Source organism: Antribacter gilvus (genome assembly GCF_003946865.1).
Taxonomy (GTDB): Bacteria; Actinomycetota; Actinomycetes; order Actinomycetales; family Cellulomonadaceae; genus Antribacter; species Antribacter gilvus.
In genome coordinates, this window is record NZ_QXTH01000010.1 from 190338 (window position 1) to 216531 (window position 26194).

General features: G+C 72.6%; 17 protein-coding genes. 11 read left to right on the forward strand and 6 right to left on the reverse strand.

The genetic code is table 11. The features are described 5' to 3' along the window. Positions 1–27: 27 nt before the first annotated feature. The 5 genes from D1350_RS17965 to D1350_RS17985 all read right to left on the reverse strand — a co-directional run bounded on the left by D1350_RS17965 (position 28) and on the right by D1350_RS17985 (position 3905). Positions 28–381 (reverse strand): STAS domain-containing protein, encoded by a 354-nt coding sequence (locus tag D1350_RS17965; RefSeq protein ID WP_125777411.1) that lies wholly within the window; start codon positions 379–381, stop codon positions 28–30. Between the two features lie 301 nt (positions 382–682). Next, on the reverse strand, positions 683–1030 hold the full coding sequence (locus D1350_RS17970; RefSeq protein WP_125777412.1) for a DUF3467 domain-containing protein: 348 nt from the start codon (positions 1028–1030) through the stop codon (positions 683–685). A 159-nt stretch (positions 1031–1189) separates the two neighbouring features. Then, positions 1190–2221 carry a hypothetical protein gene (locus tag D1350_RS17975; protein WP_125777413.1) on the reverse strand — a complete coding sequence of 344 codons (1032 nt, stop codon included), beginning with the start codon at positions 2219–2221 and terminating at the stop codon, positions 1190–1192. A gap of 124 nt (positions 2222–2345) precedes the next feature. After that, positions 2346–3368 (reverse strand): NAD-dependent epimerase/dehydratase family protein, encoded by a 1023-nt coding sequence (locus tag D1350_RS17980; RefSeq protein WP_206074594.1) that lies wholly within the window; start codon positions 3366–3368, stop codon positions 2346–2348. Between the two features lie 54 nt (positions 3369–3422). Further along, the gene (locus D1350_RS17985) at positions 3423–3905 is read right to left on the reverse strand and encodes a nuclear transport factor 2 family protein (protein WP_125777415.1); all 483 of its coding nucleotides are present in this window, start codon (positions 3903–3905) and stop codon (positions 3423–3425) included. A gap of 398 nt (positions 3906–4303) precedes the next feature. Between D1350_RS17985 and D1350_RS17990 the strand changes: the two genes are divergently transcribed. The 10 genes from D1350_RS17990 (at position 4304) to D1350_RS18035 (ending at position 24597) form a co-directional block, all read left to right on the forward strand. Beyond that, entirely contained in the window at positions 4304–6157 is a 1854-nt protein-coding gene (locus tag D1350_RS17990) for an acyltransferase domain-containing protein (protein ID WP_125777416.1), read from the forward strand. After that, entirely contained in the window at positions 6154–12030 is a 5877-nt protein-coding gene (locus D1350_RS17995) for an SDR family oxidoreductase (RefSeq protein WP_125777417.1), read from the forward strand. Before D1350_RS17990 ends, D1350_RS17995 begins: the two co-directional genes overlap by 4 nt. Next, positions 12027–13412 (forward strand): cytochrome P450, encoded by a 1386-nt coding sequence (locus D1350_RS18000; protein WP_125777418.1) that lies wholly within the window; start codon positions 12027–12029, stop codon positions 13410–13412. Before D1350_RS17995 ends, D1350_RS18000 begins: the two co-directional genes overlap by 4 nt. Continuing rightward, positions 13409–15925, forward strand: a complete 2517-nt coding sequence (locus D1350_RS18005) for a KR domain-containing protein (RefSeq protein WP_125777419.1) — start codon at positions 13409–13411, stop codon at positions 15923–15925. The genes D1350_RS18000 and D1350_RS18005 overlap by 4 nt, the downstream gene beginning before the upstream one ends. Beyond that, on the forward strand, positions 15922–17304 hold the full coding sequence (locus D1350_RS18010) for a flavin-containing monooxygenase (protein WP_125777420.1): 1383 nt from the start codon (positions 15922–15924) through the stop codon (positions 17302–17304). Before D1350_RS18005 ends, D1350_RS18010 begins: the two co-directional genes overlap by 4 nt. A 25-nt stretch (positions 17305–17329) precedes the next feature. Then, on the forward strand, positions 17330–19495 hold the full coding sequence (locus D1350_RS18015) for an MMPL family transporter (RefSeq protein ID WP_125777421.1): 2166 nt from the start codon (positions 17330–17332) through the stop codon (positions 19493–19495). A 121-nt stretch (positions 19496–19616) separates the two neighbouring features. Further along, on the forward strand, positions 19617–20450 hold the full coding sequence (locus D1350_RS18020) for a CPBP family intramembrane glutamic endopeptidase (protein ID WP_125777422.1): 834 nt from the start codon (positions 19617–19619) through the stop codon (positions 20448–20450). Next, positions 20447–21652: a sensor histidine kinase gene (locus tag D1350_RS18025; protein WP_125777423.1), complete on the forward strand. Its 1206-nt coding sequence runs from the start codon at positions 20447–20449 to the stop codon at positions 21650–21652. Before D1350_RS18020 ends, D1350_RS18025 begins: the two co-directional genes overlap by 4 nt. Next, positions 21649–22308, forward strand: a complete 660-nt coding sequence (locus D1350_RS18030) for a response regulator (RefSeq protein ID WP_125777424.1) — start codon at positions 21649–21651, stop codon at positions 22306–22308. The genes D1350_RS18025 and D1350_RS18030 overlap by 4 nt, the downstream gene beginning before the upstream one ends. 249 nt (positions 22309–22557) lie before the next feature. Next, positions 22558–24597 carry a glycoside hydrolase gene (locus D1350_RS18035; RefSeq protein WP_125777425.1) on the forward strand — a complete coding sequence of 680 codons (2040 nt, stop codon included), beginning with the start codon at positions 22558–22560 and terminating at the stop codon, positions 24595–24597. Positions 24598–24739: 142 nt separating this feature from the next. Here D1350_RS18035 and D1350_RS18040 read toward each other — a convergent pair whose 3' ends face one another. Next, complete coding sequence (locus tag D1350_RS18040) at positions 24740–25366, reverse strand: DUF6518 family protein (RefSeq protein ID WP_125777426.1); 627 nt, start codon at positions 25364–25366, stop codon at positions 24740–24742. Positions 25367–25533: 167 nt separating this feature from the next. On the opposite strand from D1350_RS18040, the gene D1350_RS18045 reads away from it, so the two are divergent. Further along, on the forward strand, positions 25534–26194 hold a 661-nt coding region (locus D1350_RS18045), incomplete at its 3' end, for an MFS transporter (protein WP_164545218.1).

Consider the following 26194-nt stretch of genomic DNA (forward strand, 5'->3'; position numbering starts at 1 on the left):
GTCGTCTTCGTCGAATACAGCAGCGGCTCAGCCGGCGACTGCTCCGTAGTGTGGCCCTGAGGTCTGAGCGAAGACAGAGTCGACGCCCAGCATCTCCAGGACGTCCGCCACCACCGTCGGCGGTTCGAGGAGCCTGACCTGCAGCCCCTCGCGCGTGCCGAACGTGTAGAGCTGGACCAGGAACGCAATCCCCGTGGAGTCGATGAACGTCACGCGTGACGTGTCGATGACGACGGGTACCTCGCGTTCCAACGCATTGGCGAGGGCGGCACCTGCCTCGCCCCTCAGGGCGACATCGATCTCGCCCCACATGTTGACCAGGCTCGCATCAGGAGTCTCCTCCAGTGCGATACCCCCGGTGTGCCCCCCGGCGTGATTCATGGTGTAGCTCACTCACATCGCCCCTGTTCCTTGCTCCCGACTGGTGCTGCCGGTACTACAGGCCCCCCGACCCCCGGCAGCTTGAGGGAGATGCGACGCCCTCGTCGCGATCACGGGAAGCGTACAACGGTTGCGAGCGGTAGCGGAACACTGTGTCGGGGGTTTCTTTGAGGAAATTTCCCTGGTATAGGGCAGGAAATGCCCACCCTGAATCAGCGTCACGCACCATTACCCCCTTTACGGGCGAAGGGGAATAGAGTTTCGGACCGGGCATCCTGGATGTCGGGAGGCCCGGTCCGGGTCAGTCGTTGCCGCGCTCCGTACGTTCGCCGGCGCCGTTCTCCCGGCGCCGGGACCCGGTAGCGCTCTCCTTCTCCCAGGCGTCGAGCTGCATCGTGAGCGCCTTCGCGAGCTCGAAGACCTGCTGCGGAGGGATCCGGACCCGGGACACCACCCGTCCGGGCACCACCACGTTCGTCACCTCGCCCGTGTCCGGGTCAGTCGTGGGGCTCGGCGGCTGCTTCACAGCAATGAAGTCGAGCACGAACGACGTCGGCGTGTGCCACACCGAAGCGAAGTCGGCAGGTACGCCAGTCTCCATCTCGTCGGGCACATCGATCTGGAACTCCTGCGGAATCTCGTCCGGCACTGTGCCTCCTGTGGTGCGACGGGATCGTCCGACGCTAGCGCGCCCACCCCCGCTCGCACGAGGGCTCGCCGCGGACTCGTGACGATCCGAGGCAGATCGGTATGAACTGCGTCGGTACCAGTATCGACCCCGGGCACGCCGGCCGCGAAGGCCACCGGCCTACCGCCCGCTGCCCACCTGGCCCTCCACCGACGTCCCGGGTCCCTGCACCACGTACGGCATCGGCACGCCGACACGGGCGGCATAGTCCGCCCGGTCGAGCAGGTCGGCGATCGGCGCGGCGTCGCCGTCGGTCAGGACCGTGAGGACGACGGTCGGCGCCTCGGCCGACGGCGCCACCCGCTGGGCGCCGACCGACCGCACCCCCTCCACGGCGGACAGCTCGACCAGCACGTCCATCACGTCGGCGTGCGGCATGCGGTCCTCCGGCCAGCCCCCGACCAGCCCGCCGCCCGCGATCTCCAGCGTCCGGACCGGACGGTCCCGCTCCCGGGCCAGGGCGACGACGGACCGGGCCGTGCTCGCGGACTGCACCATGACGTGTGTGCCGTCGAAGTCGGTGCGCACCCTGGTGACCGCTCCGCCGTCGACGCCGAGCAGGGTGACCGCGGCGCCGAGCGTGCCGCCGTCGAGCTGCTTGGCCTGCGGGAACTGGGTGTCCGGGTAGAGGAGCGACACGTCGAGCGTCGCGGTGTCCTTGGTGGCCGACGTGCCGGTGAGGAGACGGAGGTTGACGAACTCCGTCAACGGCGTGCCGGGGAGGTCGGGCGGCGATGCGGCGGCGACGACGCCGAGGACCAGGTTCGCGAGCGCCGTCGCCTCCCGGGGCGCGGGGAGGGGCTCGGCGAGGTAGACGTCGATGCGCGGGTAGGCCCAGTCGCCGCTGGACCCGGCGTCGGCCACCCCCGGCACGGTCTTGAGCTGTTCGACCACCTCGGGGTACGGCCCCACCGGCTCGGGCGACGGCGACGGCGAGGGGGTAGGGCTCGGTGTGGGCGACGGCGTGGGGCTCGGCGTCGGGGACGGCGGGGGCGAGGCGGACGGCGGCGACGGCGCGGCCTCCCCGGGGCTCAGGCTGCTCAGGAGCGGCAGCACCACAGCGACGAAGGCGGCCAGCACGACGGCTGCGGCGCCGCCGACGATCAGGACCGACCGTGGCACGGGCTTCCGGCCCTCACGCGGCGACGTCATGCGCCGGAAAGTATCAGCAGGTCAGGGCCCGTTCTACATCAGCCCACGAACAGTGCGGCCGGTCAGTCCCTTCCCCGGGCGAGCCGGTGCGCTGGTGCGGCCGGCGCACCGACTCGGCGGCGGGTCAGCCCCTCGGCCGCACGAGCCCGTGCTCGATCAGGCTGCGGGCGGTGTCGACGACGGACTCGCGGACCGGTCGCATCGTGAGCCCGAGCGCCGCGCCCGCCTTGCTGGCGTCGAGGCGCTCGGGACGGTCCACGTAGTCGAGGCCGAACCGCACCTCGCCGTCCACGCGGGCGATCAGCCACATCGCCCAGTACGGCAGGCGCGCGGTGGGCACCCGGTAGCCGAGCGGCCCGAACTCCTCGTGGAGCATCTGCGCCATCTCCAGCATCGGCAGGTCCGGCCCGGCACAGACGTACCGGTTCCCGGCGGCGTGCGGCACCTCGAGCGCCCGGCGCTGCGCGTGCGCGAGATCACGGACGTCGATCGTGGCGAGGCTCATCGCCGGGACCGCCGGGACCTCGCGGCCGAGGAACCGGCGCACGGTGGCCACCGACGTCCCGGCCGCGGCGTTCTGGAGGGGACCGAGCACCATGCCCGGGTTGAGCGCCACCACCTCGAGCGACGGGTGGTCGTCGGCGAACCTCCAGGCCGCCTGCTCCGCGAGCGTCTTGCTCAGCGCGTAGGGCGCGGCCTGGTCCTCGTCGGTCCAGTCGGACTCGTCGCGCACGCGGTCGTCGCCCTTCGGCCGCCCGCCCGTGATCGCGGCGACCGACGACGTCACCACGACCCGCCGCACCCCGGCGACCTCGCTCGCACGCAGGACGCGCAGCGTGCCCTCGACGGCGGGGCGGACCAGCTCCGAGGCGTCCTTCGGCGGTGCGGGCGGGAACGGTGAGGCCACGTGGAGCACGTTGTCGCAACCGTCGACCGCGGCGGCCCAGCCGTCGTCGTGGAGCAGGTCGGCCTCGACCAGCTCGACGTCGCCACCGGTGCGGTCGGCCAGGTCGCGCAGGTGCGCCGTGCGGGACGGGTCGCGGAGCGAGCGCACGGTGGACCGGACGCGGTAGCCGTGGGTCAGCAGCTCCTCGATCACGTGACCGGCAATAAAACCCGTGGCTCCGGTGACCAGAGTCGTGGTCATGACCATGCCCTCTCTTCGATGGACAGCCCGGTGGGACGGGTGGCGGTGACGGTCTCAGGCACGGCGCAGCCCCGACGGGAGGTCCAGCGTGCCGATCGGCGCCGCGGCCGCCTCAGCGCGGCCCTGGTCCGCGATCTCGGCGAGCGCCGCGTCGAGAACCGTCGGGTCGCAGTGGATGTGCATCGCTGTGATCTTTCCCCACCGTAGCCGGATGACGTGCACGCCCCGGTTGGACCAGGTGTCGCCGGCGGGGGTGGTGAAGTGGTCGACCCACTCAGCCATCGCCACCGTCCGGTGCGGGAGGCCGGTGACGGTGATGTCGGTGATCCGCACCTGGAGGTCCGGCAGCACGGCCGACAGCCGCTCGTGCCACGCGGTGATCTGGTCGATCCCGGTCCGCCGGCCGGCGAGAGCGTGCGTGCCGGAGAACCAGTGCTCGGCGTCCTGGGCGAACTGTGCGACGACGGCGCTGTGGTTCCCGCGGTTCAGCTGGTCGAACGACTTCCGTAGCACGTTCCGCACTATTGAGTGATACATAGTTTCCCCCTGTGGATGAATGTTCACGATTCTCGAATCAACCCCTCGAATTCACCCTGGCCGTATGGAGTCCAACGACTTCACAGTCAGGCTTCATGCAACTGCATGTATCAAAGTATTGCAGCGTCACTCACTATCTGGCGAGGTGGCCCGATTCGCCTCCTGTCGAGGCCTGCAGACTGTTGAATCTGCGCACAATCAATACCCTGACCTGCGACGCCATGTCAATGGGACGTGAAGACAACCGGCACCTGCCCACCGTCCAGAAGCACGAAATTCATACAAGATCGTCCGTCCAGCGGATTGCCCGTCCCAGGAGCGTCCGACCACCTTCGTGGCAAATCGGGCGGTCGTCGCGAGCCGTGTCGACACCCCACCACTCGAAGGGATGAACCACCGTGGAACCAGCCATCAAGCGCCCCGGAGCCGTCGTACTTTTCCCCGGGCAGGGCGCCTTCTATCCCGGAGCGCTTTCCGGCGTTCAGAGCAACAGTCGGGTGGTCGCCGAGATGCGCGCTACCGTGGACGACGTCGCCCGGGAGATGCTCGGGCACCCGGTGTTCGACGCCCGGATGATGGACCCGGCCAACGACGTGCGGTCGCTCGTCACCGAGGCGCCCGTCGAGCTCCAGCTCGCCATCTACGGCACCTCGGTGGCGACCTACCGGATCCTTGCCGCGAACGGCCTCGAGCCGCGGCTCCTGGTGGGCCACAGCCTCGGTGAGATCGCCGCCCTGGTGTGCGCCGGCGCCTGGACGCTCGAGCAGGGTGCCCAGATCGTCGCCCACCGGAGCCTGGCGCTCGCGGAGCACGCCGGCGACGGGTTCGGCATGGCCGCTCTCGGGATGGGCCCGGAGCAGGCGGACCACCTCGTGGCGCTGACGGGCGGCGATGCTGTCGTCGCGGTCGAGAACCACGCGCGCCAGACCGTCGTGACGGGGACAGCCGCCGCCCTGGAGAAGATCGGTGCGGTGGCACGCGGCCTCGAGGTCAGCTGCGTCACGCTCTCCGCACCCTTCCCGTTCCACTCGCCGTGGGCGGCCCGGGCCGCCGCCGACTTCCGGCGTCGCCTGGGCGCCGAGTTCCCGGCAGCGCCGATGACCCTGCCCGTGCACTCGCCGATCGAAGGACGCGAGTACACGGGCGAGGACGACCTCGCCGACCTGGTCAGCCGCCACCTCGTACGCCGGCTCCGGTTCGCCCCGACGATCAGCGACCTGCACGACGACGGCACCGTCTACGTCGAGAGCGGCGCGCTCGGGAGCCTCTCCGGCATCGTCGGCGCGATCCTCGGCGACCGGCCCCACACGGCGGTGCCGACCCTGCTGTCGGCCGACCGGGAGTCCGCCTCGCTGTCACGAGCACTCACGGGGCTCCGTGAGCTCGGTGTGCTCTCCGGCAACCCGTCAGAGGTCGCCGCTGTCACGACGCTCCACGACGCGCTGCTCCCCGACGTCGGGCAGGAGGCCTTCGCCCAGTTCTGGTCGGACCACGCCGCCGAGCTGTCGACGACCGTGCGGGCCATGTTCGGCTCGTGGTCCCCGGACCACGCGGCGCCGCAGGTGGGCAGGGCCTCGGTCGCGGCGGCGCCCGCACCCGCCGAGCGGGTGGCGGCGGACGCCCCCGTCCCCGCCGCGCCCGCCCCGGCCCAGTCGCGCGAGGAGGTCCTGGCGCGGGTCGTCGAGCTGTATGCCACCGCGCTGGAGTACCCGGCCGAGGTACTGGAGGAGAACGCCGACCTCGAGGCCGAGCTCGGCGTCGACTCGGTCAAGCGGACCGAGCTGCTGGCGCGCGTCTCGGACACGTTCGGGCTGCCCGCACAGCAGGACGGCTTCCGCCCGATGGACCTCACCACCATCGGCCACGTCGTCGACCTGATCCTGCACCAGCGCGGCCCCGAGCAGGCCGTCGCGCCCGCCGTCGGCCCTGAGCAGGCCGTCGCGCCCGCACCTGAGGCCGACCCTCGCGAGGAGGTCCTGGCGCGGGTCGTCGAGCTGTACGCCACCGCACTGGAGTACCCGGCCGAGGTACTGGAGGAGGACGCCGACCTGGAGGCCGAGCTCGGTGTGGACTCGGTCAAGCGGACCGAGCTGCTGGCGCGGGTCTCGGACACGTTCGGGCTGCCCGCCCCGCAGGACGGCTTCCGCCCGATGGACCTCACCACCATCGGCCACGTCGTGGACCTGATCCTGCACCAGCGCGCTGGCGCCGGCGTGCAGGCCGTCGCGCCGGCGCTGGGCGGCGTCCGATGACCGCCGGCCGCGTCGCTCTGGTCACCGGCGGGGCGCGAGGCGTCGGCCGCGCGGTCGCCCTCCGCCTGGCCGAGGACTTCGACGTCGTCGTCGTCAACTATTTCCGGAGCCCCCAGGCCGCCCGTGAGACCGTCGCGGACCTGGAGGCCGCCGGGTGCGTCGCGCACGCGATCCGCGCGTCGGTCGCCCGCGAGGAACAGGTCGCGGCCATGTTCGACGAGGTCCGCGAGCGCTTCGGGCGCCTCGACGTGCTCGTCAACAGCGCGGCCGACGGCGCCCTGGCGCCGGTGCGCGAGGTCCGGGCGGAGCAGCTGCGCCGGGCGTTCGACACCAACGTGACGGGCGCGATCAACTGCACCCTGCGGGCTGCCGACCTGATGGACGACGGCGCAGGGGCGATCGTGAACGTCTCGACGCTCGGCGGCGGCGAGCTGGTCATGGCCAACTACCTGGCGTGCGCCCCCGCGAAGGCGGGGCTGGAGGTGACCACGCGCTATCTCGCGGTCGAGCTGGCCCCGCGCGGGATCCGCGTCAACACGGCCGTGGCGGGCATGCTCGAGAGCACCGTCGCCGACCAGTTCCCCGACGCCGGGTCGATGCAACGGACGATCCGCGAGGCCACCCCGTTCGGGCGGCTGGGGAAGGCCGAGGAGCTGGCGGAGGTCGTCGCGTTCCTGGCCTCGCCCCGGGCGAGCTGGATCACCGGCCAGAGCATCGTCGCCGACGGCGGCCTCTCCACCGGCGCAGCCCTGCTCGGGACGACGGCGAACGTGGGCCGCATCGCTGCCGGGACCACGGTCTCGACCGCCACCGCCGCCGAGGAGCAGCCGTCCGCCGACGCGGCTCTGGCGGAGACTCCGGCGGAGACTCCGACGGAGGCCACGGCGGGGGCCCCGGCGCCCTTCACGGAGGGCCACCCCGACGACATCGTCATCGTGGGCACGGGCCTCGCCGTACCGGGCGCCAGCTCCCCCGAGGAGCTCGCCGAGCTGCTGGAGCGCGGCCCGGACATGATGATCCCGATCCCCGCCGACAGGTGGGACAACGAGCGCTTCTGGACGCCCGACGGCTCCGACGAGGACAAGACGTACAGCGCGCGGTCGGGCTTCATCACCGACCTGCGGCCGCACCCGGCCGTCGCCGCCGAGCTGGGCGTCGAGCCGGGCTCCGGGGTGGGGGCCGGCCCGGTGGGCACGGAGTACACCACCCTCTGGCTGCGGCACAGCCTCCGGCAGGCGCTCGACGGGGTCACGTTGCGTGACGAGGACCGGCTCTCGTTCGTCGTCGGCTACACGGCCGACGGCAGCCAGCACCTGGAGGAGGCGACGATCCGGGCGGCGGTCCGGACCCGGATCGGCGCGGCGATCGAGAAGCTCGGGGTCGACGACGATCGTGCCCGGCGGCTGGACGCGGCAGTCGACCAGGTCGTCGCGGAGCGGTATCCGCGCGGCGGGATCGACCCGCTGTGGCTGCAGCCGCACCAGGTGGCCCACCGCGCCATGCACGGCGTGCTCCCCCAGGACACCGAGACGCTGGTGGTCGACACGGCGTGCTCGTCGTCCCTGTACTCGCTCGACATCGGGATGATGGGGCTGCTCGAGGGCCGGCACGACGTCGCCGTGTGCGGTGGCGCGTTCGCCGTCGGGCCGCGAGGATCCGTCCTGTTCGCCAAGCTGAACGGCCTCTCCCGGAGCGGCCACGTCCGCAGCCTGGACGCCGGTGCCGACGGAGTGCTCTTCTCGGACGGGGCGGGCGTCGTCGTCCTGAAGACCAGGGCACGGGCCGAGGCCGACGGCGACAGCGTCCTCGCGACGGTGAGCAGCGTCGGCACCTCGTCCGACGGCAAGGGCAAGGCGATCTACGCGCCCAGCCCGGCCGGTCAGGTCCGCGCGGTGGAACGGGCGTTCAGCGGTGACCTCGACGCGGTACGTCCCGACTGGATCGTGGCCCACGCCACCGGCACGCCCGCCGGTGACCAGGCCGAGCTGACGACCCTGAGCGAGTTCTTCGGCCCGGGGTCCCCGATCCAGGTCACCTCCAACAAGTCCGTCATCGGGCACACCGGCTGGGCTGCGGGCGCCGCGTCGGTCATCCACGCGGTCCAGAGCATGCACCGCGGGACGATCCCCGCCCAGGCGCAGTTCAGCAGCCGCCGCGAGGCGCCCGCCGGGGACGCGCTCGAGGTGCCGACCGAGCCGGTGCCCTGGCCGGCCTCCGACGGTCCGCGCACCGTGGCCATCTCCGGGTTCGGGTTCGGCGGCACCAACGCGAACCTGATCCTGACCGACCCCTCGGCGACGTCGAACATCCGCGCGACCCGGCCCCCCAGCCCGCGGTCCCGGATCGCCGTCGTCGCCGCGGCCACGCACGTGCCCGGCCAGGACGACGAGGCTCCGGTCGCAGACCCGCTGGCCACGACGTTCGGCGACACCTATCCGCTGCCCCCGTTCTCGAGCGTGCGCATGCCCCCGGGAGCCCTCCGGGCGATCGACCGCTGCCAGCTCATGGTGCTGCAGGCCGGTCGCAAGACGCTCGACCAGATCGCCCCGGTCTGGGAGGAGCTGAGGGACGACATCGGGGTCTTCATCGGGCACGCGGGCTCCACCCGCAACGCGATGCTCTACGCCACGCGGTGCTACCGCGACGACCTCGCCGAGGCGGCGGACGCCGTCGACGCCGGCCTGCGGTCCGACGCGGCCGCGGCGCTGTCCTCCGTCGTCGACGAGGTGCGCGGCCTGTGCCCGCCGTCGTCCGAGGACACCTTCCCCGGCATGATGCCCAACGTCATCGCCGCGCGCGTCGCGAACTACTACGACCTGCACGGGCCCAACATGACCATCGACACGGGCCTCGCCGCCGGTGCCGGCGCGATCGACGTCGCCTCCCGCTACCTGCGGTCGGGCAGGCTCGAGATCGCGCTGGTCGGGGGGATCAACGGCAACACGACCCCCGAGCTCGCCGCCATGGTCCCCGGCATGGTCGGCGACGGCGTCCTCGCCGAGGGCTGCTTCATGATCGCGCTGACCACCGAGGAGCGCGCTGCCGCCGCGGGCCTCTCGGTCCTCGGGTTCGTGGACGACGACGCAGAGGGCGACGCGGCGGGCGACGACGCGGGGACGGACCTCGTCCACTGCGGCACCGAGCGTTCCGGCCGCGCCGAGAGCTATCTCGCCGGAGAGGTGCTGCACGCCGTGATCGACGTGCTGCGCCGGCCGGCCCCGGAGCGGGCCGCCACCATCGTGTGCCACACCGAGCCGGGCCTCCCGGCGCAGCGGCTCCGCCTCTCACCGCCTCCCGGCGAAGGACCCGACGGCACCGAGACCCCCGCACAGGACGCGATCGACTGGGACGCGCAGGACGCGGTCCGCCGCTGGGCGGTCCGCCTGCGACCGGCCACCGTCCCCGTGTCGGAGGGCTCGGAGCTCGTCGCCGACCCCGCGACCACCGTCATCCTGACGGACGACCCGTCGCTCCTGACCGACGCCGGGCTCCCGGCCGGAGCCCTCGTGCTCACCGTCCCGGAGACCGTCGACGAGACGACGATCGACGAGGCCCTGGCCGGCCGGACCGTGCGGCACGTCCGCGTCGTCACGCGCCTGTCCGGCGACTCCGACGCCACGCCACGGACGCTCGCCCTCCACGACGCGTCCTTCCTGATCGCCAAGCACCTCGCGCGGAGGGCAGCGGGCGAGGAGTCGTCGTTCGTCGTCGTCGCGCTCCAGGGAGCGTCCGGCAGCACGCCGCACCCCGCCGTGGGTCTGTTCAACGGCCTGCTCAAGGTGCTGCGCCTCGAGTCGGTCGCGAGCCCGGCGCTGGTCGTGGCGGTCGAGTCCGCCGACCCGGCGGACGGGATCGCAGCGGCGACCGAGGAGCTCGGCGCCCCGCACCCCACGCCGCTGGTGGTGCGCACGGCCGAGGGCAGGTTCTCCCCCGTCGTCGAGCCGGAACCGCTCCCGGCACGCCCGGTCGCCGGGCTGCGGCCCGACGCTCTGGTGGTCGCCGTCGGCGGCGGCCGCGGCATCACCGCCGAGCTGCTCGTCGCGCTCGCGCGGCACCAGCGGCCCCGGATCGTGGTGCTCGGGAGCAACCGCCCCGACGCCCACCCCGCAGACCTGCTCGCCATGTCCGACGACGAGTTCGCCGGCGCCAAGGCCGCCTACATCGCGCGCCGGCGCGCCGAGGACGCGGGGCTCCGCCCGGCCGCCCTCAGCGCCGAGTTCGAAGGCGTCAGGCGAGCCCGCATGGTGCTCGCGAACCTCCGCCGCCTGCGGGAGCACAGCGGCGTCGACCGGGTGCACTACCTCGCCTGCGACGTGGCGGACGCCGACGGCGTACGCGCCGCGATGGAGACGATCCACCGCGACCACGGCCACATCGACCTGCTCGTCCACGCCGCCGGGCTGAACCGGTCAGCCCCGGTCGAGACCAAGAGCCTCCGGGAGTTCCGTCAGGTCCGCGACCTGAAGGTCGCCGGCCACGCCAACCTCACCGCGGCGCTGTCCGACAGCCCGCCGCGGCTCTGGGTCAACTTCGGGTCGCTCCTGGGTCTCACGGGCCAGGCGGGCGAGGCGGACTACGCCTCGGCCAACGACTTCCTCGGCTTCGCCGCCGTCGTGCACGACGCTCCCGACGCCGCGCAGACCACGCTCGGCTGGACCCTCTGGGGCGAGATCGGCCTCGGCGCCAACGAGCTGACCAAGGCCTACTTCGACAAGTCCGGGCTCTACTCGAGCATGGGGACCGCCGAGGGGATCCGGCACTTCCTGCGCGAGATCGCCGAGCCACGGCCCCACACCTACACCGTGCACCTGGGCGACGCCGAGGAACAGGCGGTCCAGCGCCTGCTCCCAGGGTTCCTGGAGCAGACGGCCGCCCCCGCGCCGTCGTCGTCCACGAACGAGCCCTCCCCCGGAGCCGGAGCCGGCACCGACCTGCCGTTCTACGCCGACCGCGTGGTCGAGCGCGACGACCGGCGGATCGTCGTCGAGCGCGCCTTCGGACCCGAGCGGGACGCCTACCTCGCCGGGCACGTCGTCGGCGGGCGGCCCACCCTGCCCGGCGCGTTCGTCTCCGAGATCGCCGTCGAGGCGGCCAGGCTCCTGCGACCCGGCCTGGTGCCGGTGGCGCTCGCCGACCTGACGTTCGAGCGCTTCCTCAAGCTCGGTTCGCGCGACGTGCTCAAGCGCGTCACGGCCGAGCTCGTCGACGGCGAGCGGCCGGACGGCGCCGACGTGCGCGTCACGGTGAGCGAGGACATTCTCGCGCCCGACGGCCGCGTGCTGGTCGCCGACCGCGTCCACTTCACCGCGACCGTCGAGCTGCGCGCCGAGGGCCGGCCGCCGGCGACCTGGGAGCCGTGGGACGAGTCGGGGGCGGTCGCCGTCCCGGACCCGTACCACGCGCCCGGGTCGCCGGTCCTGCTGGCGCACGAGTTCCACGCCACGACCGGCACCCGCGTGCTCGCCGAGGGCGGGCGGTCCCGCTACACCTCGCCGGTCCCGGCCGACCACCCGGTGTACAGCAGGTTCTCGGTCCCCGTCCTGCTCCTGGACGGCCTTCTGCGCACCGGGGTGCTCGAGCTGCACGAGGGCCACCTCGTGCCGGTGTGCGCCCCGCTGCGGATCGGCCGGCTCGAGCTGTTCGGCGACGTCAGCGACGCAGGTCTGGCCGACCGCGCCGTGGAGCTCTACGCGGGTCGCACCGGGTCGCCGTCGCAGGACGGACCCCAGGGCACCCGGTTCGTGGCGGTCGACGGCGACAACCGTGTGCTGCTGCAGGTGCTGGACCTGGACTGGGTCCTGCTCGGCCATCTCGACACGACCACGGGTGAGGTCACCGAGCGTGCCACCGTCACCACCGGAGGAGAACGATGACCACCACAGAGACCACCCGGTCCGCCACCGACCTCGCCCCCGGCCCTCGCGGCGGGCTGCAGGCCTGGCGGAACCTGCGCCGCTTCCAGGAGGACGCACCGTCGTACTTCCTCGAGCTCCAGCGCACCTACGGGGACATGGTGCGGCTCCCGCTCGGGTTCTTCACCGTGCACCTGCCGTTCAGCCCCGACGCGGTGCGCCACGTGCTGCAGGCCGCGAACGGGAACTACCGGCGCGGCAAGGGGTACGACTTCTTCAAGATCTACATGGGTACCGGCCTGCTCACGACCGACGGCGAGGAGTGGAAGGCCCGCCGCATGGTGGTGAACCCGCTGTTCCACCGGCGGGCGATCGAGGGCATGAGCGACGCGATGGTGTCCGCGACCTCCCGCGTGCTGGACACGTGGGCGGCCCGTGCCGCAGGTGGCACCACGACGCTCGACGTGATCCCGGAGTCGATGCACATCACGCTCGACGCCCTCGGCAGCGCCATGTTCGACCGGGACCTGGAGCCCGACCATCCCCGCATCGGCCCGGCGATGGACCAGGCCATCGAGGCAATGGTCTTCCGGGGGGAGCCCCGGCAGCTCATGCCCGCGTGGATGCCGTTCGGGTACCAGCGGCGGGTGGCCCGGACCCGGGCCGACCTGTACGACATCGTCGGGGACATCGTCCGTGCCCACCGCGAGGGGGAGCACGCGGACCGTACCGACCTCGTCGCGCTGCTGCTCGCGGCACAGGGCTCGGACGACGGCCCCGACCTCGGGGACGACGACGTGCGCGACGAGCTCATGACCATCTTCATGGCCGGCCACGAGACCAGCGGCACCGGCATCGCGTGGACGCTCGCCGAGCTCGCCCGGCACCCGGAGGTCCAGGAACGAGCCCACCAGGAGATCGAGACGGTGCTCGCCGGGCGCGCGCCCGGGCTCGACGACCTGGCCGCGCTGCCGTACCTGAAGCAGCTGGTCGACGAGTCGCTGCGCCTGCACCCGCCGATCTGGGTCTTCCCCCGGGACGCGGTGGCGGACGACGTCGTCGGCGGCCACCGCGTCCCGGCCGGGGAGTCCGTGTTCCTCACGCCGTTCGTCACCCACCGGATGCCCGACCTGTGGCCCGACCCGGAGCGGTTCGACCCCGACCGGTTCGCGCCGGGGCAGGAGGAGAAGCTGCCGCGCTTCGCGTACTTCCCGTTCGGAGGGGGCCAGCGCAAGTGCGTCGGCTGGATGATGGCGCTGCAGCAGAGCTACCTCACCGTGGCCATGGTGCTGCAGCGGTTCCGCCTGGGCACCGCGCTCGGCTTCGACGACGGGCTGGCGACCCTCGTGTCCCTGCGCCCGCCGGCCGGGCTGCGGCTGAGCGTCACCCCGAGGAACCGGTGACGGCCGTGACCGGCACGGCCGTCGCCCGCACGGCCGTCGCCCGCACGGCCGTGGCGGGCACGTCCGCGACCGGCGCAGCCTGGCCCGCGGCCGACACGGCGCCTGACACGGCCGCCGACGTGGCCGCCGGGTGGTCCACCGCCGCCCCGCCCCCGGGCGTCGAACGCTTCCGCTGGGCGAGCGTGCCGGTCGCGCCCCTGCCGGAGCCCCGGCCGGACGCCCTCCGCGGTCGCGTGGTCGCCGTCCTCGGCGGCCCGGACGACCTCGCGGCTGCGGTCCTGGCCCGGCTGCGCGAGCTCGGCGCGGAAGCCGGCCCCGTGCGGGCGGCCGGTGACGGCTCGACCGCCTGGCCCGACGTCGGCCCGGAGCTCGGCGACGCCGTCGACACGATCGTCGACCTCGGCGCCGTCAGCCTCCGCGGCGGGGACGCCGACTGGTGGCCACCCCTGGCGCGCACCTTCGCCGCGTTGCGCTCCGTCGCGGAGCGGTGGTCGGGCATCACCCGGATGTCTGCGACGTCGTACCTCGCCGTGACCGCGATGGGCGGTCACGCCGGGACCAGGCCGGGTCCCGTCCCCGGCCCGCTCGGCGGGCTGTGGGCGGGCCTGGCCAAGGGCCTGCCACGCGAGCTCCCGGCCACGGCCGTCCGGGTCCTGGACCTGGACGACGACGCGGTGGACCAGCACGCCGGGCAGGTCGTCCGGGAGCTGCTCTCCCCCGGGCTCTTCGAGGTGGGGTACGCCGCGGGCGTGCGCCACGTGCTGCGGGCCGTGCGGGCCGACGTCGGGCTGCCCCGACGGGATCTCGGCGCCGCGAGCACCGTCCTGGTCACCGGCGGTGGCCGGGGCATCGGTTTCGCCCTCGCCGAGCACCTCGCCCGGCACCACGGCTGCACCGTGACCGTGACGGGGCGGGCGCCCCTGCTCCCGCCCGACGACCCGTGGCTGACCGCGTCGGCCGAGCGCCTCCGGGAGCTGCGCGACGACACGCTCCGCGAGGCCGTGGCTGCCGGGCGGGTGGGGGCCGCGCGCCGGGAGATCGAGCGGATCCTGCAGCGCCGCGAGGTCTCGCTCAACCTCGCGCGAGCCGCCGCGGACGGGCTGACGATCCGCTACCGCCAGGCGGACCTCACGGACGAGGCCGAGGTCCGCGCGCTGATCGACGAGCTGCCCGCCCCGCCGACCGTCGTCGTCCACAATGCGGGGGTCGACGCGCCGAGCAGGCTCCTGCGCAAGGACCCCGCTCAGGTGCGGGCCACGATCTCCGTGAAGATCGGCGGGTTCGTCGCCCTGCAGCGGGCGCTGCGCGACACGCCCCCGGAGGTGTGGTGCAACACCGGCTCGATGACGGGACGGTGGGGCGGGCTCCTCGGTCAGCTCGAGTACGGCGCCGCCAACGAGGCGCTCGCCAGGCTCGGGCTCTGGGCCGCGCACGACCCGGACGCCGACCCCGCGGGGCGGACGACGGTGACCGTGGCCTGGCCCACCTGGGAACGCCTCGGCGGCATGATCAGCAACTTCGAGGCCACCCTCGAGTACATGGACGCCATGCCCGTGGCGCAGGGTCTGGAGCTCTGGGACGCGGAGCTCCGCTGCGCCGACGACGGCGAGTCCGGGTTCCTCGGCGGGATCGGGCCGGCGCTGACCCCGGCCGTGCTCCGCGGCTACCTCCAGCCGAGCGGGCTGCCCGAGCAGCACCGGCTGAACCGGCTCGCGCTGACCGTGTCGAACCCCATCACCGTGGACGACGACGGGGTCGAGCTCGACCTCCCCGTCGACACCGCCAGGTGGCCCGTCACCCAGGACGTCACCTGGGACGGGCGGCCCACCTTGCCCACGGGATGGGCCCTGGACCTCGCGTGCGCGGCGGCCGTCTGGGCTCGGCCGCCCAGGCACCCCGCCCTCTGCGGGCTGCGCGGGGTCCGGGCCGACCTGTCGCGGCTCGCGCTCTCGGAGGTGGGAGAGGCCGTGTCGGTCCGGGCCCGCCGCGTGTCGAGCCACCCGGACCAGACCGTGGTCCGGGTCGGCCTGGCCGTCGCCGGCGTGGAGGCCCTGACCGTGGACGTGGTGTTCGCGGCGACAGCGGCAGCCGGGCCGCGGGGGGCGTCGTCGTCCGGCACCCTGCACGGCGACTCCCCCGGACCCGGCCTGCCGCTGCGCTGGGCGGGCCGGGTGCTGCCCGCAGGCCGCTGGGCGAGGGACCACGACGGGACGTGGCGCACCGGGGCCGCCGAACCGCACCCGGCGTCGCAGAACCTCCTGCACCCGGCCGTCGAGCCGCTGCTCCCGGTCGCGGCGATCGAGCGCATGGTCCGGGCGCTGGTGGAGCGCGAGGTACCGGCGCCCTCCCCGCAGGGTCCGGTGCTGGAGATCCCGCTCGTGGAGGTCGGCGCCCTCGACGCGGCGCCCTCCGCGCTGGTGGTGGACGGCACACGGTGGGACGTGGTGGACGCCCGTGGCGACCTCCTGCTTTCGGTTTCGAATCCGCACATGACGAAGGAGCGAGAGACATGACCGCGACAGAGCTGCCGTCGACCGAGCCGGCGGAGGACCGCACCGGACGCTACTGCGTGATCGGCGCGGGGGCGGCCGGGCTCGCCGCGGCCAAGAGCCTGCTGGAGGTGGGCCTGGACGTCGACGTGATCGAGCGGGAGCGGGCGATCGGCGGGGTCTGGAACCCCGGCAGCGCGCGCAGCCCCGCGTACCGGTCGCTGCACCTCATCACGTCCAAGCGGTGGATCGAGTTCCCGGACTTCCCGATCCCCGACCGGTTCCCCACGTTCCTCGGCCTCTACGACGCGCACGAGTACCTCACGTCGTACGCGCGGTGGTCCGGGGTCGACGAGCGCATCGAGCTCGGCCGGTCGGTGGAGGGCGTGACGCGGGCCGACGGGACCTGGAGGGTCACCCTCGACGGTGGGGAGACGCGCCGCTACGGGGGGCTCGTCATCGCCAACGGGCACAACGCCGAGCCGTTCCGGCCCGAGTTCCCGGGCGAGTTCCACGGCACGACGATGCACGCGGCCGACTACTTCGAGCCGAGCATCTTCGACGGGCGCCGGGTGCTCGTCATCGGCGGCGGGACCTCGGGCGCGGACATCGCCGTGGAGTCGGCGGGGCGTGCCCAGGCGACCTTCCTGAGCGTGCGACGCGGGTGCTACTACTGGCCGAAGTACGTGCTCGGGATGCCCGTCGACGACTTCTACGAGGGCATCCTCCGGTTCCGGATGCCGCGGTCCTTCGTGCGGATGGGGGCACGGCTGATCCTGCGGGCGAGCTCGGCCGGGAACCCGCAGTCGTACGGCCTGCCCAAGCCGCCGCACCGCATCCTGGACGAGCACTTCGTCATCAACTCGACGCTGCTGTACAACCTCGGCCACGGGAGGATCGGGCCCCGTCCGGGGATCGCGTCCCTGGACGGCGACGGGGTGCGCTTCACGGACGGCACACGGGAAGAGGTCGACCTGATCGTGTGCGCCACGGGATACCAGCAGACGCACATCCCGTTCATCGATCCGGTCCACCTCAACTGGAAGGACCGGATCCCGCAGCTGCACCTGCACATGTTCCACCCCGAGCACGACAACCTCTTCGTGATCGGCCTGTTCCAGACGGGCACCGGGAACTGGCAGATCATGCACTACCAGGCCCAGGCGATGGCTCGGTACGTGCACTGGATGCGGCACGACCCGGAGCGGGTCGCCGCCGTGCGACGGGAGAAGGAGAGCCCACGGTTCGGCCGTGCCCTCAGCGGCGGGCTCCGGTTCTACGACTCCAACCGGCACCTGCTGCAGGTGGACCACGTGACCCTGCGGGGCGAGCTGCGGCGCCTGCTGCGCCGGCTTCCCGCGCCCTCTTCCCGCAGGACGTCCCGCAAACCGGTCGCGGTCTGAACCGCGGTACACCAAGGAAGACTCGATGAACGCGCTCAGCAGCCTTGTGGTCCGTTTCCGGGTAGCCATCGTCGTGATGGCCACCCTGATCGTCGGCGGTGCGGCGGCGGTCGGTGTTCCCGTGCTCCATCAGCTCGGCGGCGGGAACCCCGACTTCGTCACGCCCGGCTCGCCGTCGCAGGACGCCGTCGCCGTGCTCGAGGACACCACCGGCACGGTGCCGGACGGTGGGCTCATCGCGCTCGTCGACACGGGCGAGCCCGTGGGCTCGCGCGCCACGCAGGAGGTGATCGCCGACGTCGTCGAACGCCTCGGCGAGGAGGACGCGATCGCGACCGTGATTCCTCCGGCGATCGAGGCCGCCGCACCCGGCGCGCCCAGCGCGCCCAGCGCGCCCAGCACGCCCAGCCAGGGCGGTCCCGGGCAGGTGTCCGAGGACGGCGACAGCGCGTACGTCCTCGCCCTGTGGGACGCCGACGCCACCGACGGGGAGATGCAGGAGACCATCGACCGGCTCGACGACGAGCTCGCGGAGCTGGACGGTGTGTCCCTGGGCGGGAGCGAGGTCGTCGGCAACCAGGTGGTGTCGACGGTGCTGCGCGACCTGACCCGGGCGGAGCTCGCGGCGTTCCCCGTCCTGATCCTGCTGTCGCTCCTGATCTTCCGCGGCCTCGTCGCGGGGATGCTGCCGCTGCTCCTCGGCGGCGTGAACATCCTGTTCGCGCTGGCGGGAGTCCGCCTCGTCCACGAGCAGTTCGAGATGTCCATCTTCGCGCTGAACCTCGTCACCGCGCTCGGGCTCGGGCTGGCGATCGACTACGGGCTGCTCATCGTGTCCCGGTACCGGGCCGAGCTGGCGGCCGGCCTCGAGCCCGAGGCCGCCGTGCGGGAGACCATGACCACCGCCGGGCGCACCGTGCTCCTGAGCGCGGTGACCGTGGCCGCCGCGATGGCGTGCCTGTTCGTCTTCGAGCAACGCTTCCTCTACTCGATGGCGGTCGGAGGCATCCTCGTCGCCGTCAGCGGCGCGCTCGCGGCACTGATCGTGCTGCCGGCGCTGCTGGCCGTTCTCGGGCGGCGGATCGACGCGCTCGCCCCCCGCCGCTGGCGGCAGCAGCTCGAGGGCGGCGAGTCGGACGCACGATGGCTCCGGATCGCGCGCTCCGTCGCGGCGCGGCCTGTCATCTTCGCTCTCGCGGGGACGACGGCGCTGGTCCTCCTGGCCGCCCCCCTGGCGAACATCGCCTTCACGGCGGTGAGCGCCAAGGACGTCCCCGGCGACCAGTCCGCGCACCAGGTCGACCAGCGGCTCACCGACGACTTCGCGAGCAACCCGCGCGAGAACGTCGTCGTCGTGCTGCACGGCGCCGCGGACGCGCCGGAGGTGCAGGACGTGGCCGACGAGATCGCCGGCCTCGACGGGGCCGACGTCGTGTCGCCGCCGGTCCCGCTGGACGCGGACACCACCATGCTGACCGTCGACCCCCTCGGCGCGGGCATGGCGCCGGAGAGCCTCGACCTGGTCCAGGACGTGCGCGCGCTGTCGACCCCGGACCTGCGCGTCCAGGTGGCCGGGGAGAGCGCGAACTTCGCGGACCTGCGCGACAGCGTGGTGGCGAACCTGCCGCTGGCGGCGGGCCTGGTGATCATCGGGACCCTGCTCGTGCTCCTGCTGCTGACCCGGTCGGTGCTGCTCCCCCTCATGTCGGTGGTGATGAACCTGCTGACCCTCGGCGCGACCTTCGGCATCCTCGTGCTCACGTTCCAGGACGGGCTGCTCGGCGGGCTCCTGGGATTCACGGCGCAGGGCGCGCTCGACCTCACGATGCCCGTGCTCCTGTTCGCCCTCGTCTTCGGGCTGTCGACCGACTACGGCGTCTTCCTCCTGGACCGCATGCGAGAAGCCCGCGAGGGCGGGGCGTCCGACCGCGACAGCGTGGTGCTCGGCATGGCACGCACCGGCCGGATCGTCACAGCGGCGGCACTCCTCTTCTGCGTCGCCCTCGGCGCCCTCGTGACGAGCGACATCGTCTTCATCAAGATGCTCGGCCTCGGCACGGCCCTGGGGGTCCTCCTCGACGCCACCATCGTCCGCATGATGCTGGTCCCGTCGTTGATGACGCTCTTCGGCAGGGCGAGCTGGTGGGGCCCCTGGTCCAGGACAGCGAAGGGAAGGAGCCGGCTGACCTGAGCTCCCCCGTGCGAGCTACCTGCGAATGTCCACCGTGCGGTGACTACCGCGAGACGCCCGATCCATAGCGTTCGGTATAGCCCGCGGCGCTCCGGCCGCGGCTACTCGCAAAGGAGTCATCGTGCGTCTGGTGTGGCAGCTCGTGGCCGTAGTGGCGGTCTCATTCCTCGGTCACCAGGCGGTGACGGCGGTCCAGGGCAACCCCTGGCTGACCCTCGTGGCCGGGGTGGCGACGGCGGCGCTCGCGGTCCTCGTCTATGGCTGGGTGGTGCGGCGGACCGAGCACCGCGCACCGGTGGAGGTGGCCCTGCGGGGTGCCGCGCCGGCGGTCGGCTGGGGAACGCTGATCGGCGTGGCGCTGTTCGGCCTGGTCATCGCGAGCATCGCGGTCCTCGGCGGCTACACGGTTCACGGGCTGGGCACGCCGATGGGTGCGGTGGGGCTGGTCGGCGGCATGGCAGCGGTCGCCGTGACGGAGGAGCTCCTGTTCCGCGGCGTCCTGTTCCGGGTCGTCGAGGGGTGGACGGGCACCTGGATCGCCCTGACGCTGACCGGCGTGCTGTTCGGCCTCCTCCACCTGGTCAACCCGAACGCCAGCCTGTGGGGCGCGATCGCCATCGCGATCGAGGCCGGCGGGATGCTCACCGCCGCATACGTCGCCACGCGCAGGCTGTGGGTGCCGATCGGCCTGCACCTGGGCTGGAACGTGGCGGGGAGCGCCATCTTCAGCACCGAGGTCTCCGGCAACAACACCCCGCAGGGTCTGCTCGACGCGACGACGTCGGGGCCCACGCTGCTCACCGGCGGCGCCTTCGGCCCGGAGGGCAGCCTGTTCTCCCTGGTGTTCTGCGTGCTGGTGGCCGCGGTGTTCATGCGGCTCGCCTACCGGCGTGGTCACGTGGTGCCCCGCCGGCGCGCCGCCCGGTCCGACGCGGCCGCTACGCTCTCGACGTGATCGATCTCCGGCGGGTCCCGGAGCGGTGGCACCGGCTCGACGTCACGGTCCGGGACCTGCCGCTCGCTCTCGGGCTCGCCGGGGCGGCGTTCGTGCCGGCGCTGCGGGACTACGGGACGCAGGTCGGTGAGCTGCCCGCCCGCCCTCTCGACGGGCCGGCCTTGGTGGTCATCGCTCTCGAGTGCCTCCCGCTCGCCGTACGGCGGCGGTGGCCGGCGGTGTGTGTCGCGCTGGTGTCGCTCGGCTTCGCGATGGGCCAGGTCTCCGGCCATCACTCGTTCGCCGGGAACGCGGTGGGCATCGCGCTGGTGAGCGCGGGGGCGCACCTCGACCGCCGTCGGCGCCTGGTCGCCTCCGCCCTCTCCGCGTCGTACGTGGTGCTGGCCGTCGCGCTCGACCGGCTGAGCGGGGCGGAGCGCGTGGACGAGCTCGTGACGTTCTACCTGGTGATGGCCCTGGCGTGGGGCATCGGCGCCTGGTTGCGCTCCACCCGGGTGGCCGAGGTCGAACGTCGGCTCCGGGTCGCGGAGGAGACCCGCGCCGCCGAGCGGACCCGGATCGCCCGCGAGCTGCACGACGTCGTGACCCACCACGTGACGGCGATGGTCGTGCAGGCCGAGGCGGCGCGGTACCTGACCGCCGCGCCCGATCGGCTCGACGAGTCCCTCACCGCCGTCGCGGACACAGGCAGGCGGGCCATCGGCGACCTGCGGAACCTGCTCGACCTGCTCGACCCCGGCCACGAGGGCGCTGTCAGGACACTGCCGGGTGCCGGGCTCCGACTGCTCGTCGAACAGTCGCGGCAGGCTGGGCAGCCGGTGGAGCTCACCGAGGTGGGCACGCCCGCGGAGCCGGCGGGGAGCGCCGAGCAGGCCGCCCACCGGGTGGTGCAGGAGTCCCTGACGAACGCCCTCAAGCACGCCCACGGCCGCCCGACCGCGGTGAGCGTCCACTACGACGACAGGGAGATCACCGTGGAGGTCAGCACCGACGGGCCGGGGGCGGGCACGCAGGACGGGGCGGGGCCTGGGTCTGGGCCCGGCTCGGCGCCCGGCTCGCGCGGCGCCCCGGCCGGGAGCGGGCGCGGCCTCGCCGGGCTCCGCGAACGGGTCGCCGCCCTGGGCGGCGAGCTCGATACGCGACGGCGGGACGACGGCGGCTTCGTCGTCCTCGCCCGGATCCCGACCGGGAGCCGGTCGTGAACGCGCCGACCCGCGTCCTGGTCTGCGACGACCAGGCGCTGATCCGGACGGGCTTCACGACGATCATCGACGCCCAGCCCGACCTGGAGGTGGTGGGCGCCTGCGGGGACGGACAGGCCGCCGTCGACCTCGCCCGCCGGCTGAACCCGGACCTCGTGGTGATGGACGTCCGGATGCCGGTGCTCGACGGCATCGAGGCGACCCGGCTGCTCGCCGGCGCCGGTGTGGAGCATCCGGTCAAGGTGCTCGTGGTGACCACGTTCAACCTGGACGAGTACGTCTACGAGGCGCTGCGCGCCGGGGCGAGCGGGTTCCTGCTCAAGGACGCCCCGGCCGCGCAGCTGCTGAACGGCATCCGCACGGTCGCGGCCGGGGCCGCACTCCTGGCACCCGAGGTGACGAGGCAGCTCGTCGGCAGGTACGCCGCGCGGATCCGCCCCGCAGAGGGCTCGGGCGGCGATCCCTCGCTGACCCGTCGCGAGCTGGAGGTGCTGCGCCTCATCGCGGACGGGCTGTCGAACGGCGAGATCGCCGCGACGCTGGTGATCAGCCAGGAGACGGTCAAGACGTACGTGTCGCGCCTCCTGGCCAAGCTGGGGCTGCGCGACCGCGTGCAGGCTGTGGTCTACGCCTACCGGAACGGGCTGGTGACGTGACGGTGGCACACCAGTCATATCCTGGTCGGCCTGCGAAGAGCGCTGCAATCGTTCCCACACATCGTCAGCAGCAACGGTTCCTCCCTCTGGTCCCGACCGCCAGGACACCAGCACAGCAGCCGAAATGTTTCGTCGACGATGAATGAATTCGTTTGCAGCGGGATTCGCTGAAAGCATTGCCAGGCTCGATAGCCCGGCGTAGGTTGCCGAGCGGGACGCCAACGGGGGCGTCCACTTGGAGGCAATCACATGACACGCTCACGAGTCCGATCTCCACAGGTTTCTAAAACGATTTCCACCCTCGCCGCCTTCGGCGTGGTCCTTGCCGGTTCGACCGCCGCCTGGGCGAGCGACAGCACCGCCAAGGCGCCGGAGACCCGGCCCACCGCCGTCGTGGACTGGGACGACGAACGGCAGGACGTGGACGGCTTCGGCGGCTCCTTCGCCTTCCACAAGGCCGGGTCGATCCAGCGGCTGGGCGAGCCTCAGTCCTCGGAGATGCTCGACATGATCTTCGACGACGAGGCCGGCATCGGCCTCGACATCGTCCGCGTGATGGTGGGCGACGGCGGTATCGGCACCTGGGGCGACCAGCTCTACGACGGCCCCACGCACACGATCGAGCCCGAGCCGGGCGCGTTCGTCTGGGACCAGCCGAACTGGGAGGAGGTCAAGCCCACCTTCGACCACTACCAGGTCTGGCTCATGCGCGAGGCGCAGGCGCGAGGCGTCGACACCATCCTGGCGAGCGCCTGGAGCCCGCCGGCCTGGATGAAGGAGAACAGCTCCGTCAGGCGCACCGCCGACGGCCTGCCCAACCGCCTGCGCACCGACATGTACGACGAGTTCGCGGACTACCTCGCCGAGTACGTGATCGGCTACGAGCGCGAGTTCGGCATCCGGATCTCGCACGTCTCGCCCACCAACGAGCCCGACCTGAGCACGAGCTACTCGAGCAGCCAGTGGACGCCCGAGGAGCTGCGCGTCTTCGTGCGCGACCACCTTGGTCCTACGTTTGCGGAGCGCGGGGTCGACGCCGAGATCGTCCTCGGCGAGGCCGTCCGGTTCGACGAGTCGTTCGTGCTGCCGGCCGTCACCGATCCCGAAGCGAACCAGTATGTCGACGTGGTCGCGGCGCACGGGTACGCAGGCCTGGTCGACGGTGCCACACGAGCCGCGCCGGGCGCGTTCGCGACGTCGCAGCAGCTCGGCACCCCCATCTGGCAGACCGAGTACATGAACCAAGGGTCACCGCGCGACCGGCTGTTCGTGAACAACACCATGACCGACGGCCTGCGCTACGCCGAGCTCATCGGCAACCTCTTCAACGAGACGCAGATCAGCGCCTACTTCTGGTGGTGGCCCGTGGCCAACAACGGCGCCGACGGCTCGGACCTCATCCGCCTCGTCAACACCGGGACGCCGCAGAGCGGCAACCCGACCGAGACGGGCGAGTACCGGATCTTCAAGCGCTACTACACCGTCGGCCAGTACTCGCGGTTCGTCGACCCGGGCGACGTCCTGCTCGGCGCAACGCCGCAGCCTGCACCCGGCGTGACGCTCACTGCGTTCAAGGACCCGGAGACGGGCGAGTTCGCCGTCGTCCTGGTCAACGAGAACGCGCACGACGTGACGCTCGACCTCGCGCTCGAGGGCGGGTTCCCTCTGCCCGACCGGCGGCCAGCGCTCGCCGCGTACCGGACGTCGGCCAGCGAGAACCTGGTGCGGCTCGACGACGTCCGCGTGCACGACGCGGGGGTCACCACCACGCTCCGTGCCGGCAGCGTGACGACGTTCGTCCCGGCGGAGGGTGCGCTGCCGGGGCTCCCGGACCGCAAGGACGTCTTCTCGACCTATCCGGCCGAGGAGAACGACGGCACCTCGCCCGGCGTCCGCACGACGCCCGTCACGGACCGCGGGCTCGTCGCGACCGGCGTGCGAGACGGCGCGTGGCTCCGCTGGGCGAACGTCAACTTCGCCGACGGCTCGGCCGCCGGGTTCGCCGACCAGAAGGGCGAGCTGCGCCTGCACGCGGACGTCCGCTCGACGTCGTCCACGCCGACGATCCTCGAGGTGCGCATCGACGACCCGGTCCACGGCGCCGTCGTCGGCACGCTCGAGGTACCGCCGGGTACGGGCGAGTGGACCACGGCGACGACGTGGGTCGACACGAGCCCCGACGGCGGAGCGTACGGGTTCCACGACCTGTACCTCGTCGCGCAGGGTGACCCCGCAGGCGCCGCCCACGCGTCGTTGCTCGACCTCGACTACGCCACGTTCAGCGACTGACGCGCGCGCCGTCGGGCACCTGACTGGACGGTGTCCTGGGTCTCGGTCCCAGCTGAACCCGTGACCCGAGCGCCCGTCCCGGCCCCGCGCCGGGACGGGCGCTGGCGCTTGTGGTGGTCCTGGCGTCAGGCACGGTCTCCGGCTAGCCGAGGTTCGAGTAGGCGACGTAGAACGTCACCGCGACGAGTGCCGCCCCGCCGACTCCCAGCGCGACCGGCATCGGGCCTCGGGCGCGGCGGGCGAGCACGCCGATCAGCAGGGCCAGACCGGCGGCACCGATGAGCGTCCAGTAGACGGGGCTGGTCGTCTCACGGACGACCGTGAGCCCGTAGGCGCTCTCCCCCACGCCGATGCCCGCCAGCAGGGCCGCACCCAGGGCGGCCCGGACGGCGGTGGCGCGCAGCCAGGACGCCGCGAGCCCCACGAACGGGCCCGCCAGCACGCCGACGGCGGAGAAGAGGACCGGGTCGTAGGAGAGGCCCCGGACGTGCGACGCCGCCGAGTACCCGAGCACGAGCAGGACGAAGCTGACGGCACCCAGGGCCGCGGCCGTGCCGGTCCGCGCGCGGGACCAGAACACGAGCATCGCCGTGAGCACCGTCCAGCCGCTGGCCGAGTTCGCGAAGGAGCTGAGCTCGGTCGGCAGGGATCCCTGCGCCCAGGACGTGGCGCCGCCCAACAGGAAGCTGAGGAGCACGACGGTCCCGATCCGCATGAGTGGACCGGAGGTCGCAGGGTCGGAGACCGGGGTCCGAGCAGCCGTCGTCATGGCGGCAACCTATCGAGCGGTACCGGCGGGGGCATCGGCCGCAGGGTTGATCGCCCTGTCATCCCCTGGGTGGACCAGGTAACCGGTGTTCGGGTGCGGGCGCCTGGTGCGTGCTGTATATCGGCACACGACCAGCGCGGGCGTGTCCCTGGTGGGTCGGATGACGCTTGGCCGATCCCACAACGCTGTGTAGCGTTACACAGATGAACCGCATCGATGCACGGTCGTGGGCGGGCCTGGTGCTGCTGGCGTGCGCGGCATTCGTGTACAACACGTCAGAGTCGTTCCCCGTTGGTCTACTGCCTCAGATGGCCGTGGACCTGGGAGTTACGGAGTCGCGGATCGGCTCGCTCCTCACCCTGTATGCCGCTGCCGTCGCGGTCACGGTCTTCCCTCTAGTCATCCTCGCGTCGGGGATCGCGCGGCGACGCCTCGTGCTTGTGACCGTCGGGGTCCTCGTGGCTTCCAACATCGCCATGGCTCTCGCCCCGGACTTCGGCTGGGTCCTGGGTTCCCGCCTCGTGTCGGCCACGACCCATGGGATCTTCTGGTCGGTGGTTGCGCCGACGGCGGCAAGTCTCGTCCCGCGCGGCCGTGAAGGCTTCGCGATCTCGGTCGCCTTCATGGGCAGCTCCCTCGCCATGGTGGCGGGCACGCCGTTGATGACTGCTCTGGGCCACGCGTGGAGCTGGCGAACGGCGATCGCCGTCCTCGCCGGTGTGGCGGCGCTAGCTGTACTGACCCGGGACGTTGTTGACATAGCGAGAGACCTCCGGGTCGAGTGGGAGCTGTCTAGGAACCTGCTCGACCAACGGAGGTCTCTCGTGT

Bases quoted from the DNA above. Each gene is read 5' to 3' on its own strand.
- D1350_RS18040 (WP_125777426.1), bottom strand. From the start codon at position 25,366: ATGACGACGGCTGCTCGGACCCCGGTCTCCGACCCTGCGACCTCCGGT.
- D1350_RS18000 (WP_125777418.1), top strand. From the start codon at position 12,027: ATGACCACCACAGAGACCACCCGGTCCGCCACCGACCTCGCCCCCGGC.
- D1350_RS18035 (WP_125777425.1), top strand. From the start codon at position 22,558: ATGACACGCTCACGAGTCCGATCTCCACAGGTTTCTAAAACGATTTCC.
- D1350_RS17965 (WP_125777411.1), bottom strand. From the start codon at position 381: ATGAATCACGCCGGGGGGCACACCGGGGGTATCGCACTGGAGGAGACT.
- D1350_RS17985 (WP_125777415.1), bottom strand. From the start codon at position 3,905: ATGTATCACTCAATAGTGCGGAACGTGCTACGGAAGTCGTTCGACCAG.
- D1350_RS18010 (WP_125777420.1), top strand. From the start codon at position 15,922: ATGACCGCGACAGAGCTGCCGTCGACCGAGCCGGCGGAGGACCGCACC.
- D1350_RS17995 (WP_125777417.1), top strand. From the start codon at position 6,154: ATGACCGCCGGCCGCGTCGCTCTGGTCACCGGCGGGGCGCGAGGCGTC.
- D1350_RS18015 (WP_125777421.1), top strand. From the start codon at position 17,330: ATGAACGCGCTCAGCAGCCTTGTGGTCCGTTTCCGGGTAGCCATCGTC.
- D1350_RS17980 (WP_206074594.1), bottom strand. From the start codon at position 3,368: ATGACCACGACTCTGGTCACCGGAGCCACGGGTTTTATTGCCGGTCAC.
- D1350_RS17975 (WP_125777413.1), bottom strand. From the start codon at position 2,221: ATGACGTCGCCGCGTGAGGGCCGGAAGCCCGTGCCACGGTCGGTCCTG.